Source organism: Endozoicomonas sp. ALD040, from assembly GCF_049275945.1.
GTDB lineage: Bacteria > Pseudomonadota > Gammaproteobacteria > Pseudomonadales > Endozoicomonadaceae > Endozoicomonas_A.
Window position 1 is genome coordinate 5,070,723 of record NZ_CP184829.1, and the last position, 17,136, is coordinate 5,087,858.

Genomic DNA, 17,136 nt, shown 5'->3' on the forward strand with positions numbered 1-17,136 from the left:
GAGTTGACCCGTTAAACAACAGTTTTTATTTATTGAATTGTTCTGATCTCTATGGAGTCTGAGGAAAAATAGCAGTGGGTTCAGGATGTAGCAAGAGTGGCTTTGTAGCTGAGCGTAAACTGAACACATGCCTTCAATTTACTCATTTGGCCTTTCCAGTGCTCTTAACCAGCCAGGTGCTGAATGAAGTAATATTTTTTGTTGGTTTTTATATTGCTTTTGATGGAAGTCTGCTTTTTGTGTCTCTCCCAGAGCAAAAGCGGAAGTGGCCGAGATCCCGTGAAAAAAGGCCAACCAGGAAGCAAAATCGGTATTGTATTGTTTGAATGCAGTGTTCATGGCCTCCCGGTTATCATCGTACATAACCGTTAGGTCGGCGGTTGCCAGGAGTGTCAGGAAAGCTTTTTTCATTGATTCATTTTCTTCAATCTTCTTTGTCATTATTTCTTCCCAGAACAGCTGCCGTTCGTTGTCATAGCTGTTATCGAGGGTCTCGTAAGCCCATAAATAATAGTGAATCAGGGCTGATTTTGTACGATGTTTCTTCAAAAGAGCATTACTGATAGCCTCATACTTTGGGTGAGATTTTAGCCGGGGCAGATTAAAAACGAATTCATCCAAACCGGTTTCAGGTTGTGGTGTTTCATGTAGCAATCCAAACGACGTTGTATAGTCAAACCGACTTCGCTCATAGCTTGTGATATTCTCTGATAATTGATCAACATCAGAAGTTGTTGTCAGGGATGATATATCCGGCACCTCTGATTTACCCAATACAAAAGCTTTGACAAGGCTCAAATACTTTTTACTATTTTCTGGCCTGCTACTGCTTTTGATTTCGTTGTCCAGAGCAATACCATATTGTTTTGGTCTTTTTTTAATGGGGAAATGCCTTGTTTTCTCCAGTGGTTCCAGAAGTATTCTCTCAATGCTGTCAGGATTACTTATCTCGGGAAATAACGCTTCTTCAACTTCCGGGCCATGATTGCTGAATACAAATTGCAGGTTATGGATTACGGGGGTAATCAAAAAATGCTTTGCGATCAGTGCTGGCCAACCGGCCTGAGGGGTTTGCAGAAGATTAAACCGCTTGTCAGTAAAGAGTCTGATAGCTGCTTCAGCCGCAAAACGTACACCCAATCTAGAGCTTGTTAATAAGCTGGGCAAAATATCGTAAACAACTTTACCTGCTTCAACAAAGATCGTTTCCCCTGGTTTTTTGGTCGATGTGTATTGAATAACAGGGTTATTGGTGGAGTCTGTCCGCGAGGCTTCTGAAGTCTCATCCTGATAATACTGGAAGTGGTTTGACAGCCGCATAAACCCCAGTGATTCCAGATAACCACCATAAGGAAAGCCATGTTGACGTGCTCTTCCGAAATGATAAACAGCACTGGACAGGACGCTTGTGTGTCCGTTTAATACTACCCGCTGCAAGCCAGAACTTACTTGTGCCTCCAGAAGCGTCAATCCAGCCAGACAATGAAGCCAGCCTGACATCTGTACAGATTGAATATCCAATTTACCATCATATTCGTTTAACTGCTGTTTTAATTTCTGATAGCCAACTTTTCTGGCTTGCTCAATAGCAAGAATAAAAATACTTTCGTTTCCAGCTATGAATATTTCCAAGCTGTCATAGTTAAAGACAACCTGTTCCATGATTTTTGATTCAATACGACTTGCGACAGTATTTGCTGGCTTATACCATGTATAGTGCCTAAACCAATCGTGTAATGTTTGCCAACCAACTGAATCAATCTGGAGTTTTTTTGCCTTTTCTGCATTTCCACCAATGAGCGTGAGAATATACTCGTGAATCAGAAAAAAGGTGTTGTAATAATACGACATGGTATCGTGGACAGCTATTTCAGGAAGCAAATGAATTATTTTTGCCAGAAGTCGTAAGTCATGACCAAAATGAAGAATGGTCATGTTAGCCTGGGAAGAGAATGGAAGGGCCTTAAGATGATGGAGATCCGGCTCTTCTTCTGGTGATGGATTATACAGAACCAGATAAAAAGCAAGTTCTATAATATCTGCCAGTGCCCGCCTCTCCGGATCAATATCTTTAGTGAGCTCGCTCTGAACCTGTCTCAGGAATGTGGTAACCTCCAAGTCTGAAACATAGCCTAATATAGAAAAGTTAATGATCAATGTCGAAAAATCCAGGCTATGAAAATCCAACAGTTCCGTTCGGCCAGTAGCGATGTAAAGTGTCAATCTTAATTCTGCTTCCGCTGTCTCTACTGTTTCCAAATTCGCTGCCGCCAGCGCTTTTTCTGCAGCTATCACTTCCGCTTTAGCTTTTGCTAACTCCGTATTTAACGTTAATACTCTCGCTTCTGTATTCGCTATCTCTAAGGCTACTGCTGCCGCTGTCGAAGCCTCTTTCGCTTCTGTATTCGCTACCTCTAAGGCAACTGCAGCCGCTCTCGAAGCCTCTCTCGCTTCTGCATTTGCTGTCTCCAGAGCTACTGCTGCTGCTTTCGAAGCATTTTTCGCTACTTCTAAAGCTTTCAGAGCTTCTTTCGTTGCGGCTAACAGTACTCCAGCCACTCCTGCTTTGCCTGACTCGGCTGCAGCCGATTTCTTTTCCGCTTTTTCATTCTGTTTGTTTGGCAGATGCTGGGTAATGGTATGTTTCTGGCCCATTCGACTCAAAACAACATCAACTGCGCCGTCAGAGCCTTTTACCGTTAGCTGATCCATAAATTCTCTGAGTATTCGTATGGAAGGTGTTACCCTGCCGAGAATATTGCTTTGCGGGCTTTTCAGGTAGGTGTTTGCATCAAAGGCCAGTTTCAGTTTGAAAGGCTTTGGAATCAGTATCAGCCACTTGAGTAATAGTCCGGCCATAACCTGTGGGATTGAGAGCGATTCTAATAAAATCTCAATAGACTGCGACACTCCGGAGAATGCAGAGTAATGGGCCTTCGCTATTGTATTAGTATTTCCTCCCATGCCATGCTCAAAAAACAGCAAGAGCAATGGGGCATAGGGGAAGAAATGTTTATCAGACAATCTAATAGTCTCTTTTATCTTTTTAGCGTTGAGTTTGACTTCAGGGGTAAAAGACAACTCAATGGTTTTTTCATCATCTGACATTTTGGCCCCCATCATGGCCAGTGCCTTCAGAAAATAGTAATAACCGATTCCCAGATTGTCTGTTAAATCGTTGCCATTTCTTACCAGAGCTTTTCTGAATGCAGTGATGTGAGCTTCTACCTGTTGTAAAAAATTCTCCGGGTTGCTCTGAATAAGTCTGAGTTCCTGAATAATATTGTTATCCAGTTGTACTAAATACCGGATATATAATTGTTCATTGTGCGATCCTGTTGATGGTCGGATGCCAGGCCTCAGGTCTTTTGGTTGCCTGGCTGCTTTTACGGTTCTTTTTGCTTTTTCAGAATGTGTACCCGTTCCAGACGTTAGTTGCGCCGGAGTGGCGGAAGCCGGAACCTCTTTGATTTGAATAAAGTCTCTTGCAAGCAGCAAAGAGCGGGCAAGCATCCAGTCTTTTATTAAATCGGGTCTGGACTTTTTAATCGCCTTATTACTTATTTGGTCATGATGCCCGTCAAATAGTTCCTTTTCACTCTTGCTGTCTTTGCTTAACGAAGCCTTGAGATAGCTTTCCCAAAAACCCATTTTCCAAAAGGCTATGAATCTGGGTTGATGATATTTGAGCAGTTGTCCGGTTTGCTCAGTATCCATGAATGCTTTCAGGTCAGTCATGGCCAGTACCTGTGGGAAATAAGATATATCCATGTGCTGAGGTTTTTTTTTCAAGGCTCCCTTAATTTGCAGGGCATTGAGGCTATACGACCAAAGTTCACTGTGAATCTGACTGGTTGCAGGCTCTTGTTTTTTCTCCAGTATCAGTATCAGCGACCCGATGGTTTGTTGCAGCTCCCGAGCCCCGGGACGCACTGCTTTCAGGGATGTTAATATCGAGGTGGTATCCGGTTCTCTCAGGGCATTGACAATGGCCTTTACCTCTCTGCCTCTGTCTGACAGGTCTGACTCTTTGGCTAACCCCTGCTCAATCCTGGTCAGGGTTATGGCGTCTGTATCCTGATAGAGCTGCTCCAGAAATCCACCCTTCAATAGACCTTCAACTTTTACCTGGTTGAAGCTTGTCGCTCTGGAAGCCATGCTGCGTAACAGTCGGCTGACAGGTTCCATCTGAGGCCAGCCTGCCGGATGTTGGTTGCGCAATTGCATCCCGATTAATAATTGGTAGGCAAGCGGTATACCGGCAATGGCTGCCGGTAGCAGTAGCTCGAAGGTTTTTTCGTAGATCTGCAATACTTCTGATTTTCCAGCTGGGAATTTCTGGTTCAGAATGAATAACGCCTGAACCAGTTGCGCATAAGGAAAGTGGTTCTCATAAGCCGCCTGTTCTAAGCTTTTGGCCGGGGTATGGGCCAGGTTGATGGTGATGACTGGCTGGTCTGTAGATGTATCAGCCGATGCTCCGGAACAGGCCAGTGTTTTCAGGGTTTTTGTTTTTCCGTCATGCAGTTGCTTTTGCAGTGTATTGGATTCTTTATCGGGCGCAGGATTTTCTGTCGGGGCTTCGCTTTCTGCAGAGGCTTTGCAATCTTGTGTCTTTGTTGCCCTGTTCAGCTCGTCCGCAAAGCTATGATCCATCTCCTTAAGCCAGTTTGATATTTCTACGGACTGAGACAAGGCCGTTTCGAAATCGATCGTATTCGAGATTGACTTTTGGGCTGGGGTGTTATTCTTTCTTTTATTTGAGCGTTCAGCAGGATCAGGTGCCATTGCCTCACTGTTATCAGCAACTACAGAGCGTTGATCATCAGGGCTTGCTTCTACTGTGATATCGTTTTTTTCTGGTACCGTGGCAATGTCGCTTATTTCTTGTTGTTTCTGTTTGTTCTCTTGGGAATCGAAAGAAGAATCTTTTGTTATCGCTTCTGTAGCTTCGACATAAGCAGCGGTAGAAACTGTTGCCTGTTCGTCAATATCACTATTGCTTTCCAGTGCCTTGTCAGGTTCGGGCTTGATATAAGGAAGCAGAAATTCCGGTAACCCGGATGCTTCTGAAGAACGGCTGAGCAGTGACTGTTGAATAATCGCCTGAACCTGTTGCTCAGTGTCACTCGCCAGCAAGATTTTTAATATATTTTGAGCATTTTGCCCCCTTTTCTTTGCATCAATGTCCGGGCAGGTTTGATCAAGTTGTGTGTCCTGAAGCAGTTTTTCAACCATAGCGGGCAGGCTTGGCATAAGTAGCCTGGAACTCTTGGCAAAAGGTTCTACACGGGTGAAATCGAAATACCCTTGGGGACCGGCAGAAATATTAATCGATATGATTCGCCATTGTTTGGTCTTGCAAGCGGCGAACGCTATTGTATTTTCTTTGTTTTTATCGGGAAAGCAATGGATCTTTAAGGTGTGCAGTAATCCACTGCGCCGCAATTCTTTCGGGTTGGCCAAAACTATGGTGTGAACGTTGCTGCGTCTGACGGTAGTGCCAGGCAGGGCGCGTGTCAGCTTTTCCTCAAGGGAGGCCGAAATCTTTTCCAGACTTTGAATATTCTCAACTGCCAGATCAATATTATTGGTAGCAGGTACCTTGCCCAGTTCGGTGGGTTTAAACAATGACGCGAGATGTTGCCATCTGGCTAAACCCCCGTAAACAAGAGCATCTTCAGTATCGGATATAATATTCTCGGCTTCTGCATAGGTTTTTCTAAAAACAGGTGCCAGCACCAGGAGTGCAGGAATCACATAGCGGATATCCTGTTTTTTTACTAAAAATACGCCCTCGGAATAATCTTTTACATGATTATCCAAAGACTGTATTTTGTCGTTTATTGCAGATGTGGAGAGATCAGGGGCTATAAAGGCGATATATTTACTGGCAGACTCTTCCCAGAAAAAAACCACTGCTCCAAGCAGGTTCTTGCTAACGTAAAATGTTCCATCAGGGTTCTCTGTATCGTCGAACGGGTAACAAACAAGGCGTAATTTATTGTAAAACCTGAACAGGTTCTGTCCGAGATCTCCCTGCATGAATGTATCGGGTGCAGTAAACGCCTGTTGTAGTATTTCGCTGGCAGATTTTATGGACGCCTCCTCCAGCCGTTCGCTGGCAGATTTTATGGCGTTGCACTGGAGCGTTTCCCGGCATAACAAAATATCCTTCTGCCATTGTGGAAACAGTTCCCATAAAGCATTTTCAAACGCACTGTCTTCCAGCCATTCGTTTTCCTGCTTGTTTAAGTAGGAGCTGATCAGGAAGTGAGTGAACCAGGGGGTGTTGTCACTTTGATGAGAGAGTTTTACCGTGTGATTCTCGTGAAACAGAAACATATGGATATTTTCAAGCCCATCCAGAGGCTCTTGAGGTGTGTGGTCATGGTAGCTATAGGAGAGATATCCCCGACCATCAGTAACAATGACCTGTATAGAATTTTCCAGTGCTTTGGATGCCAGCATCATGTGTTGTTGGTTTTTTGGATCAAAACCCCGGAGTATCTGGTTATATAATGTTTCACTGCCACAGTCGGGTGGTTTGCATAGACGGAGCAGGGTGTCAAATTTTTCCCTGGATGTGATACCAAGCTGTTCTGAAAGAAAGTCCGATCTATGGGCCATTCTTTCAGGCCGAAGTCCGGAGCGCCTGTACAAATAGAATAGATGTTTAAGCAAGGATGCTGAGGGTACTGCGTCTGCTGGTGTGACCGGATGCTTGCCGCCCGGTGGTGGTGGCTCATTGTCGTCAATATTGTTCCTACCGACAGAGCTGGCAGTTCGTTTACTTTTGTTGCCACTTTGTTTGGCTTTTTGTGCAGAGGGATTACTCGGGGAGGACTGAGATTCAGGCGGTCCATTATTCCCCTGGACACCAGAAGCTGTCACTATGTTTGATGTAAACCCCATAGAGGGGAGTGACACATCTGGCTGATGAGGGATGGCAGGAGGATGAAAACCCTCGAATGCGTTGCTTGTTTGGGGCACCAAAGCCAGTGGGTTTCCGTCTGTTTGACGGGTAAAATAAGGTGATACACGACCGGAAAAGTGTGAGTGGACAGGGTGCCCCGGAAACTCCCGGTTTAAATAGGTCAGCACATTGTTCAGTAACTCAGGCCGCCGTTTAACAAACTGGTAAAGTGAACCGGGGTCGCTCTGAATCTGCTCCCTTACCCGGGCACTGAGGCTTTTGGGGATGGGGGATATGAACCCTGAGAGAATTCCCCGCCATTGATAGAGATTAAAGGGCGTACTGGTCACCGTGCTCATAAGCAGGGCGGCCAAGTTAAGGTGCTCACTTTCTACCAGGGTGCCAATTTCAGGTCCTTCCCAACCGGCGTAATGATCCTCGACATTATAAGGGGCATCAGCGAACCGCATCAGCAGCACCGGGTCACCTGCTCCCCAGAAATGGTATTTCCGATGTCTGTCGTTGCGGGCGATGAATAAAGAAGATCTTGACCAGGCTGGACAGGTATCATTGCCAGGCGATACTTTTTCCAGTGCCCAGAGGTTAAAGTACTTCCCGGTCATGAGCGCCGGGCTGGGTTCTACCGCAGTCTCGGGAATACCCGGTTGGTAAAGCCAGCTTTGATCCGACCACTGATAAAGCCAGTGATTATTCTGGCAGGCGTGTACTTTTGCTTTGTCAGCTGACTTGCTTTTATTGGGTTCTCCAAACAACTTATCGTGGGAAGAGAGGCAGTGAATAGCCTGATTGACCCGCTTGATATAGCCACTGTCCAAAGCGGTTTGCCCGTCAGTGCTGATGATGTCTTTTTTAGCCAGTTCGGGCAATAGCCAGGGTTTTGCGTGATTCAGCGGGAAGTCAATAAGAACGCTCTGACACTTTTTATGCTCTGTAAGCGGATTAGTCTGGCAGATAATGGCCTGCAGGCGATTCTGCTGACTTTCCCGCCAGGGGCGCAGGAAAAGGGTACTGGTATGGGTGTCGTTTAGTAGTTTCCAAAGCGACAGCCAGGCAGACAGAGAATCACCCTCGACGGCCTGAGTCTCTGACGATGATGTCGAGGGTGAAGCCGTAATCTGCCATACAGGATGATTTTCGATGCAAGTGGTTTGCACTGATAAGCGGCTTTTCAGCAAAGAGTGATCGATCATCACCGGATGAGGATTGCAATCGGGGGCATCACCAAAAGCCCGGGACAGTGAGGGGAAGCCGCGACTGAAAGAAGGGTAGGGTATGATTGAAGGCGGAAGCAGTTTTGCAAACAGGAACCCGGGCAGATGACTCAACCATTGATTCTGGAAAAAAAGGGACAGTTTTTTGGGGGTGCCAACGTCGTGTATTACGTGATAATGGTTACCCAGCTTGAGGTGAAAGTTATTGGCTTTAAATCCGGCGTAGAGACCCAAAAAGCGGATTTCTGGTGCCTTGTATCCGGGTTCACTCTGGTGGCCGGAGGCATGACCTGTTTGTACGTTCATTGCAATCATGAACAGCAGCGAAATAAAGAGAAGTTTTAACAGTCTTCTGTGACAAACGAGCATAGAGTTGCCATAGATCCCAACTGATGATTATTAATTTATTAATCAGAATTGACCTGTTAAACAACAGATTTTATTTATTGAATTGTTCTGATCTCTATGGAGCCTGAGGAAAAATAGCAGTGGGTTCAGGATGTAGCAAGAGTGGCTTTGTAGCTAAGCGTAAACTGAACACATGCCTTCAATTTACGGATTTGGTCTTCCTGCTATTCCTGCTGATTAGTTAATTAATGAAGTTACATGCCTTTTAGTTTTTCAAAAAGCTCGAAATGATAATCTGCCTTTTGCTTCTCGCCCAGAAATAAGGCGGAAGTGGCTGAGATCGAGTGTAAAAAGGCCAGCCAGCTAGAAAGATCTATATTGTATTGTTTGAATGCATTGATCATTGCCTCCCGGTTATCATCGTACATAACCGTTAGATCGGCGGTTGCCAGAAGTGCCAAGAAAGCTTTTTTCATTGGTTTATTTTCTTCGATTTTCTTTGTCATTATCTCACTCCAGAACAGATCCCTTTCGTTTTCAAGGCTATCATTGAGGGTCTCGTAAGCCCATAAATAATAATGAATCAGGGCTGACTTTTTACGATGCTTATTCAAAAGGGCATTCGTTATAGCCTCGTAATTTGGGTGAGATTCCAGCCTGGGGAGGTTATAAACGAATTCATCCAAACCGGTTTCAGGTTGTGGTGTTTCCTGTTGTTCTTTCAACAATGTTGTATAGTCGAACCGGCTTAGCTTATAGCTTGCAATACTCTCTGATAATTGATCACTGTCAGAAACTGTTGCCTCGTATGGTGTATCCAACAGATCTGATTTATTGAATAAAAAAGCTTTGACAAGGCTTAAATACTTTTTAATACTTTCTGGCCTGTCACCATTCTCGATTTCACTGTCCAGAAAAATACCATAATACTCTGGTCTTTCGCTAATGGATACCTGTCTTGTTTTATCTAGTGGTTTCAGAAGTATTCCCTCAATACTGTCTGGATCATTTGTCCTGGGAAATAGCGCATTTTCAGCTTCAGGACCGTCATTGCTGAACAGAAACTGGATGCGATAGTTTGCAGGGCAACTCAAAAGGTACTTTGTGAGCATTGTCGGCCAGCCAGCCTGTGGGATATGCAGAAGGTTAAACCGTTTATCAGTAAAGATTCTGATGGCTGTTTCGGCCGAAAAACGTACACCAAGTAAAGAACTTGCCAGCAAACCGGGCAAAATTTCCGTAACAATCTTTCCCGCTTCAATAAAAATCTTCTCTCCTGGTCTTTTGGTCGATGTGTATTGAATAACAGGCTTATAGATTGAGTCTTTTTGCCAGGTATCTGATGTCTCGTTCTGATAATACTGGTAGTGGTTTGCTAGTCGCATAAATACCAGAGATTCCAGATAACCACCATAATGAAAGCCAATTTCACGTGCTTTCATAAAATGATTATGAGCACTGATCAGGACGCTTTTGCGATCGGTTAATATTATCTTCTGGTGATCAGAACTTACTTTTGCTTCCAGAAGTGTCAATCCAGCTAGACAATGAAGCCAGCCTGACATCTGTAAAGATTGATAATCCAATTTACCCTCGTATTGGTTTAACTGCTGTTTTAATTTCCGATAGCCAACTTTTCTGGCTTGCTCGGTAGCAAGAATAAAAATACTTTCGTCTCCATCCCAGAACTTTTTCACGCTGTCATTTTTAAAGACAACATAGTCCATGACTTTTGATTGCATATTATGGGAAGCAGTCTTGACCGGCTTATACCATACAGAGTTCTTCAACCCGGTGCCTAATATTTTCCAGCCCATTGAGTTAGCCTGGAGTTTTTTTGCCTTTTCTGCATTTACACCGATAAGAGTGAGAATATGCTGGTGAACCAGCAAAAGAATGTTATAAAACGAATGGCTATCTTCGGTAACCAGTTCGCGAGACAAACCAATTAATTTTGTCAAAAATTGTAAGTCATGACCAAAATGCATAGCGGTTAAGAGAGCCTGGTTATCGAAGGATTGGGTTTTAAGATGAGGGAGGGCCAGCTCTGCTTCTGGTGATGCACCAACCAGATGAAAAGCAAGCTCTATAACATCTGCCATTGCCCGATTTTCAGGTTCACTATCTTCAGAGAGATTCCTCTGGGCTTTTTTCAGGTATATGGGGAGCTCCGTGTCTAATTCAGGGCCAATTATAGAAAAGACAATGGTCAATATGGATAGGTCCAGGCAAATAAAATCAATCAATTCCGTTCGGTCAGTGGCGAAGTAAAGTATCAATCTTAATGCTGCTTCTGTTCTTTCTTCCGCCTCTAATACCGTTACCCTTAGCGTATCGTCTATCGCCTCCTCTACCGCTTCCTCTACCGCTTTCGCTTTCTCGTCCGTTAACACTTCTATTATCGTATTCGCTGCCGCTTTACCTGCGTCTACCAGCTTACCTATCGCCGTTACCACCTCTGTCGATATCTCCAACCCTGTAGCGTTCGACTTCGTTATTAGTGTCAGTTTCCTTGTTGCTTTCGTTAACGCCATCGCTTTCTCTTTTGCGGTCGCCTTCACTTTTACTATCTCGTTCGCTAACTCGTTCTCGTTCTCGTTCGCTACCGCTACCGCTACTGCTATGGCTACTTCTACTATGGCTTCTTCTGCCGCTTTCTTGGCCTCAATTGCTGCCACTGAGGCTGACTGAGACGATTCCCCTTGTTCATGCTGTTCGTTTAGCAGATACGCGGTATTTGTAAATAGCTGGCTCAATCGATTCAATACAACATCAACTGCACCACCAGGGCCTTTTACCGGAAGCTCCTCCAGAAATTCTCTCAGTATATGTATAGAAGGTGTTACCCTGCCTGGAATCTTGCTTTGCGGGTTTTTGAGGTAAGTGTCGGCATCAAAGGCCAGTTTCAGTGCGAAAGGCTTTGGAATCAGCACCAGCCATTTGAGTAATAGTCCGGCCAGAACCGGTGTATCTGCGCGCGATTCTAATAAAAACTCAATAGACTGTGATACCCCGGAGAATGCAGAGCAATAGGCCTGGATTACTTGATTAGGCTTTCTTCCCATGCCATGTTCAAAAAACAGAAAGAGCATCGAGGCATAAGGGAAGTTAAGATCTTTGGACACTAAAATAGACTCCCTTATCTTTATCGCGTTGAGTCTGGCTTCCGGGCTAAAGGACAGTTCAATAGTTTTGTTGTCATCTGACATTTTGGCCCCTATCATGGCCAGTGCCTTCAGAAAATAGTAATAACCTGTTCCCAGCTTGTTTGTTGAGTTATTGCTATTTTTTACCAGAGCCTTTCTGAATGCGGTAATGCGGTCTTCTACCTGTTGCAAAAATCTTTTCGGGTTTTCCTGCATAAATCTGACTTCCTGAATAATGTTGTTATCCAGCTGAAATAAATACTGGTTATGTAGTTGTTCATTGAATAGTCCTTTTGATGGTTGAATGCCTGGCTTCAGTTCTGTTGACTGTCTGGCTGCATTTACGGTTCTTTTTGCTTTTTCAGAGTTTGTAGCTGTTCCAGATGATAGCTGCGTTAAAGTGGATGGAGTGGGGGAAGCCTGAACCTTTTTGATTTGGATAAAATCTCTTGAAAGCAGAAAAGATCGGGCAAGAATCCAGTCTTTTATTAAATTGGATCTGGACTTTTTAATCGCTTTATTGCTTATTTTTTCATGATGCCGGTCAAATCTTTCCTTTTCTGTCTTGCTGTCTTTGCTTAACGAAGTTTTGAGATAGCTTTCCCAAAAACCCACTTTCCAAAAGGCTATGAATCTGGGTTGATGATTTTTGAGCAATTGTCCGGTGCGCTCAGTATCCATGAATGCCTTCAGGTCAGTCATGGCCAGCACATATGGGAAACACGATATATCAATGACCTGAGATTTTTTTTTCAAGGCTCCCTTGATTTGCAGGGCGTTGAGGCTGTACGACCAAAGTTCATTATGAATCTGACCGACTGCGGGTTCTTTTTTTTTCTCAAGTATCAGTATCAGTGACCCGATGGTTTGTTGCAGCTCCCGAGTCCTGGGATGAACTGCTTTCAGGGCTGTTAATATAGAGGGGGTATCCGGTTGTCTCAGGGCATTGACAATGTGCTTCACTTCTCTGCCTTTGTCTGAGAGTTCTGACTCTTTGGCTAAGCCCTGCTCAATCCTGGTCAGGGTGGTGACGTCTGTATCCTGATAGAGCTGCTCCAGAAATCCACCACTCAACAGGCCTTCAACCTTCACCTGATTGATGCTGGTTTGTCTGGAAGTCATGCTGCGTAACAGCCGGTTTACAGGTTCTATCTGGGGCCAGCCTGCCGGATGTTGGTTGTGTAATTGCATCGCGATTAATAATTGGTAGGCAAGCGGTATACCGGCAAGGGCCGCCGGTAACAGCAGCTCGAAAGCATTTTCATAGATCTGAAGTGCTTCCGGTTTTCCGGATGGGATTTTTTGGTTCAGAATGAACAACGCCTGAATCAGTTGTGCATAGGGAAAGTGGTTTTCATAAGCAGCCTGTTCTAACCCTGAGCGCTGCTGACTGTCCGGGGTATTTGCCATATTGATGGTGATGACCGGTTGCTCACCGGATGTATCTGCAGAAGCCCCTGAACAAGACAGTATTTGTAGGGTTTTTGTTTTTCCTTCCTTAAGTTGATTTTGCAGTGTATTGAATTCTATATCGGACGCAGGGTTTTCTTTAGAGGCTTCGTTTTCTTCAAAGCCTTCGCAATCTTGTGCCTTTGTTGCCCTATTCAGCTCACTCGGGAAGTTATAATCCATCTCCTTAAGCCAGTTTGATATTTCTATGGACTGAGACAATGCCGTTTCGAAATCGATCGTATCGGAAATTGACTTTTTGGCGGAGGTTTCGTTTTTTTTCTTTTTTGAATGTTCAGCCAGGACTGGTGCCACTGGCTTACTGTCATGAGCTACTGTAGAGTGTTCATCGCTCGCATCATTTTCTGTCTTATTCTCTACATTAATAGTGCTTTCCTGTTCGTTGTCAGGTTGTGGCTTGATATAAGGCATCAGAAATTCGGGTAACCTGGATGATTTTGAGTAGCTGCTGAACACTGACTGCTGAATAATCTCCTCAACCTGTCGTTGAGTGTCACTTGCGAGCAAGATCTTTAATACATTTTGAGCATTTTGCGCCTGTCGCTTTGTTGCATTACTACCCGGGTAAGTTTGATCAAGTTGCGTGTCCTGAAGTAGTTTTTCAACTATAGCGGGCAGGCTTGGCATAAGCAGTTTGGAACCCTTGGCAAAAGGTTCTACACGGATGAAATCGAAGTACCCGTCAGGACCGGCAGAAATATCGATTGATATGATTCGCCACTCTTTTGCTTTGCAACGGCTCAACCCCATGGCCTTTTCATTGTTTTTATCAGGATAGCCGTTGATCTTTACGGTGTTCCTTAGCCGTCTGCGCTGCGATTTTTTTGGGTTTAAAACCATAGTGTGAATATTGCTGCGCCTAACGATGGTACCAGACAGAGCGCTTCTTAGTTTACTCTCTATAGACTCCGAAATGGTTTCCAGATTTTTGATATCCCTGACTGCCAATTCAATATCATTGGTAACAGGTATCTTGCCAATTTCGGTGGGTTTAACCACTGATGAAAGATGTTGCGACCTGGCTAAACCCCCATAAACAAGAGCATCTCCAGTATCGGATAAAACACTTTCGATTTCTGCATAGGTTTTTTTAAAAACAGGTGCGAGCACCAACAGTGCAGGAATTACATAGCGGATATCCTGTTTTTTTACTAAAAATGCGCCCTCGAAACAGGCTTTTAAATGATTATCCAAAGATTTCATTTTGTTGTTTATCGTTGATGCCGAGAGATCTGGAGCTATAAAGGCGATATAGTTACTGGCAGAGTTTTCCCAGAAAAAAATCACGGCTCCAAGCAGGTTTTTGCTAATGTAAAAAGTTTCATCGATAGTCTCTGTATCATCGAACAGGTAACAAACAAGGCGTAATTTATTGTAAAAACTGAGTAGGTTATGTCCGTGTTCTCCCTCTATGAATCTATCGGGTGCAGTAAACGCTTGTTTTAGCTGTTTGCTGGCCGATTTTATGGACGCCTCTTTTAGCTGATCGCTGGTAGATTTTATGGCGTTGCAATGAAGACTTTCCCGGCATAATAAAATGTCTTTTTGCCATTGTGGAAACAACTCCCACAAAGCATTTTCAAACTCACTGTCTTGCAGCCATTGGTTTTCCTCTTCGTTTAATTGGGATCGGATCAGGAAGTGAGTGAACCACAGGTTGCTGTCACTGTGATGAAACAGTCTTACAGCGTGATTCTCGTGAAACAGGAACGTATGACAATCTTCAAGCCCTTCCAGAGGTTGTTGAGGCATGTGATCATGTTTTATATCATGGCTATAACAGCGATATTTCTGACCGTCAGGAACGATGGCCAGTATAGAGTTTTGCAGGGCTTTTGATGCCAGCACCAGGTGTTGTTGGTTTTTTGGATCAAAACCCCGGAGCATCTGGTTATATAATGCTTCACTTTCACTGTCAGGTGGTTGGCATTGACGGGCCAGGGTTTCAAAATTTTCACTGGATGTGATATCGAGGTGCTCTGGAAGAAAATCCGAGCCATGGATTACTCTTCCAGGCCAAAGTCCGCAGTGTCTGTAAAAATGCAATAGATGTTTAAGCAAGGATGTTGAGTGCACTGCGTCTGCTGGTGTGACCGGATGGTTACCGCCCGGTGGTGGCTCGTTGTCGTCAATATTGTTCCTGCCGTCAGGGCTCGCAGTTCGTCTACTTTTGTTGCCACTTTGTTCGGCTTTTTGTGCAGAGGGATTACTCGGGCAGGACTGAGATTCAGGCGGTCCATTATTTCCCTGGACACCAGAAGCAGTCATTATGCCTGATACAAACCCTGTAGAAGAGAGTGACATATCTGGCTGATGAGGGATGGCAGGAGGATTAAAGCCGTCGAACACGTTGCTTTTTTCGGGCACCAAAGCCAATGGGTTTCCGTTTGTTTGATGGCTAAAAAAAGGTGATACACGACCGGAAAAGTATGAGTGGACAGGGTGGCCCGGAAACTCACGGTTTAAATAGGTCAACACATTGTTCAGTAACTCAGGCCGCCGTTTAACAAACTGGTAAAGTGAACCAGGGTCGCTCAGAATCTGCTCCCTTACCAGGGCACTGAGGCTTTTCGGGATGGGTGATGTGAACCCTGAGAGAATTCCCCGCCACTGATAGAGATTAAAGGGCGTATTGGTCACCGTGCTCATAAGCAGGGCAGCCAGGTTGAGATGCTCACTTTCTACCAGGGTGCCAATCTCTGGTCCATCCCAACCGGCGTAATGATCCTCGACATTATAAGGGGCATCAGCGAACCGCATCAGCAGCACCGGGTCACCTGCTCCCCAGAAATGGTATTTCCGATGTCTGTCGTTGCGGGCGATGAACAAAGAAGATCTCGACCAGGCCGGGTAGGTATCATTGCCGGGCGATACCTTTTCCAGTGCCCAGAGGTTAAAGTACTTCCCGGTCATGAGTGCCGGACCGGGGTTTATTGCAGTCTCGGGAATGCCAGGTTGATAAACCCAGTTTTGATCTGACCACTGATAAAGCCAGTGATTATTTTGGCAAGCGTGTATTTTTTCTTTGTCAGCTGGCTTGCTTTTATTGGGTTCTCCAAACAACTTATCGTGGGAAGAGAGGCAGTGAATAGCCTGATTGACCCGCTTGATATAACTACTGTCCAAAGCGGTTTGCCCGTCAGCGCTGATACTGTCTTTTCCAGCCAGTTCGGGCAATAGCCAGGGTTTTGCGTGATTCAGCGGGAAATCAATAAGAACGCTCTGACACTTTTTATGCTCTGTAAGCGGATTGGTCTGGCAGATAATGGCCTGCAGGCGATTCTGCTGACTTTCTCGCCAGGGACGCAGGAAAAGGGTACTGGTATGGGTGTCGTTTAGCAGTTTCCAAAGCGACAGCCAGGCAGACAGAGAATCACCCTCGACGGCCTGAGTCTCTGACGATGATGTCGAGGGTGAGGCCGTAATCTGCCAGACAGGATGATTTTCGATACAAGTGGTTTGAATTGACAGTTGGCCTTTCAGCAAAGAGTGATCGATCATCACCGGATGAGGGTTGCAATCGGGGGCATCACCAAAAGCCCGGGACAGTGAGGGAAATCCGCGACTGAAAGAAGGGTAGGGTACGATTGAAGGAGGAAGCAGCTTTGCTAACAGAAACCCGGGCAGATGACTCAACCATTGATTCTGGAAAAAAAGGGACAGCTTTTTGGGGCTGCCAACGTCGTGTATTACGTGATAATGGTTACCCAGCTTGAGGTGGAAATTATTGGCTTTAAATCCGGCGTAGAGACCCAAAAAGCGGATTTCTGGTGCCTTGTACCCGGGTTCGTTCTGGTGGCCGGAGGCATGACCTGTTTGTACGTTCATTGCAATCATGAACAGCAGCGAAACAATGAGAAGTTTTAACAGTCTTCTGTGACAAACAAGCATAGAATTGCCGTAGATCCCATTTGATAATTATTAATTTGTCAATCAGAGTTGACCTGTTAAATAACAGTTTTTATTAATACTGATTGAATGAATTGTTCTGGTCTCTATGGAGACTGAGGAAAAATAGCAGTGG

2 protein-coding genes are annotated in these 17,136 nt (G+C 44.8%); both read right to left on the minus strand.

The window, feature by feature from the left end:
• Window positions 1–138: 138 nt before the first annotated feature.
• Window positions 139–8,454: a hypothetical protein gene (locus ACOJUN_RS18665; RefSeq protein WP_422133407.1), complete on the minus strand. Its 8,316-nt coding sequence runs from the start codon at window positions 8,452–8,454 to the stop codon at window positions 139–141.
• A gap of 296 nt (window positions 8,455–8,750) precedes the next feature.
• Window positions 8,751–16,940, minus strand: coding sequence for a hypothetical protein (locus tag ACOJUN_RS18670; RefSeq protein WP_422133408.1), 8,190 nt, complete (start codon window positions 16,938–16,940; stop codon window positions 8,751–8,753).
• Between the last annotated feature and the right edge of the window lie 196 nt (window positions 16,941–17,136).

Coding starts and splice junctions, on each gene's coding strand:
- ACOJUN_RS18665 (WP_422133407.1), bottom strand. CDS start 8,454: ATGAACGTACAAACAGGTCATGCCTCCGGCCACCAGAGTGAACCCGGA.
- ACOJUN_RS18670 (WP_422133408.1), bottom strand. CDS start 16,940: ATGAACGTACAAACAGGTCATGCCTCCGGCCACCAGAACGAACCCGGG.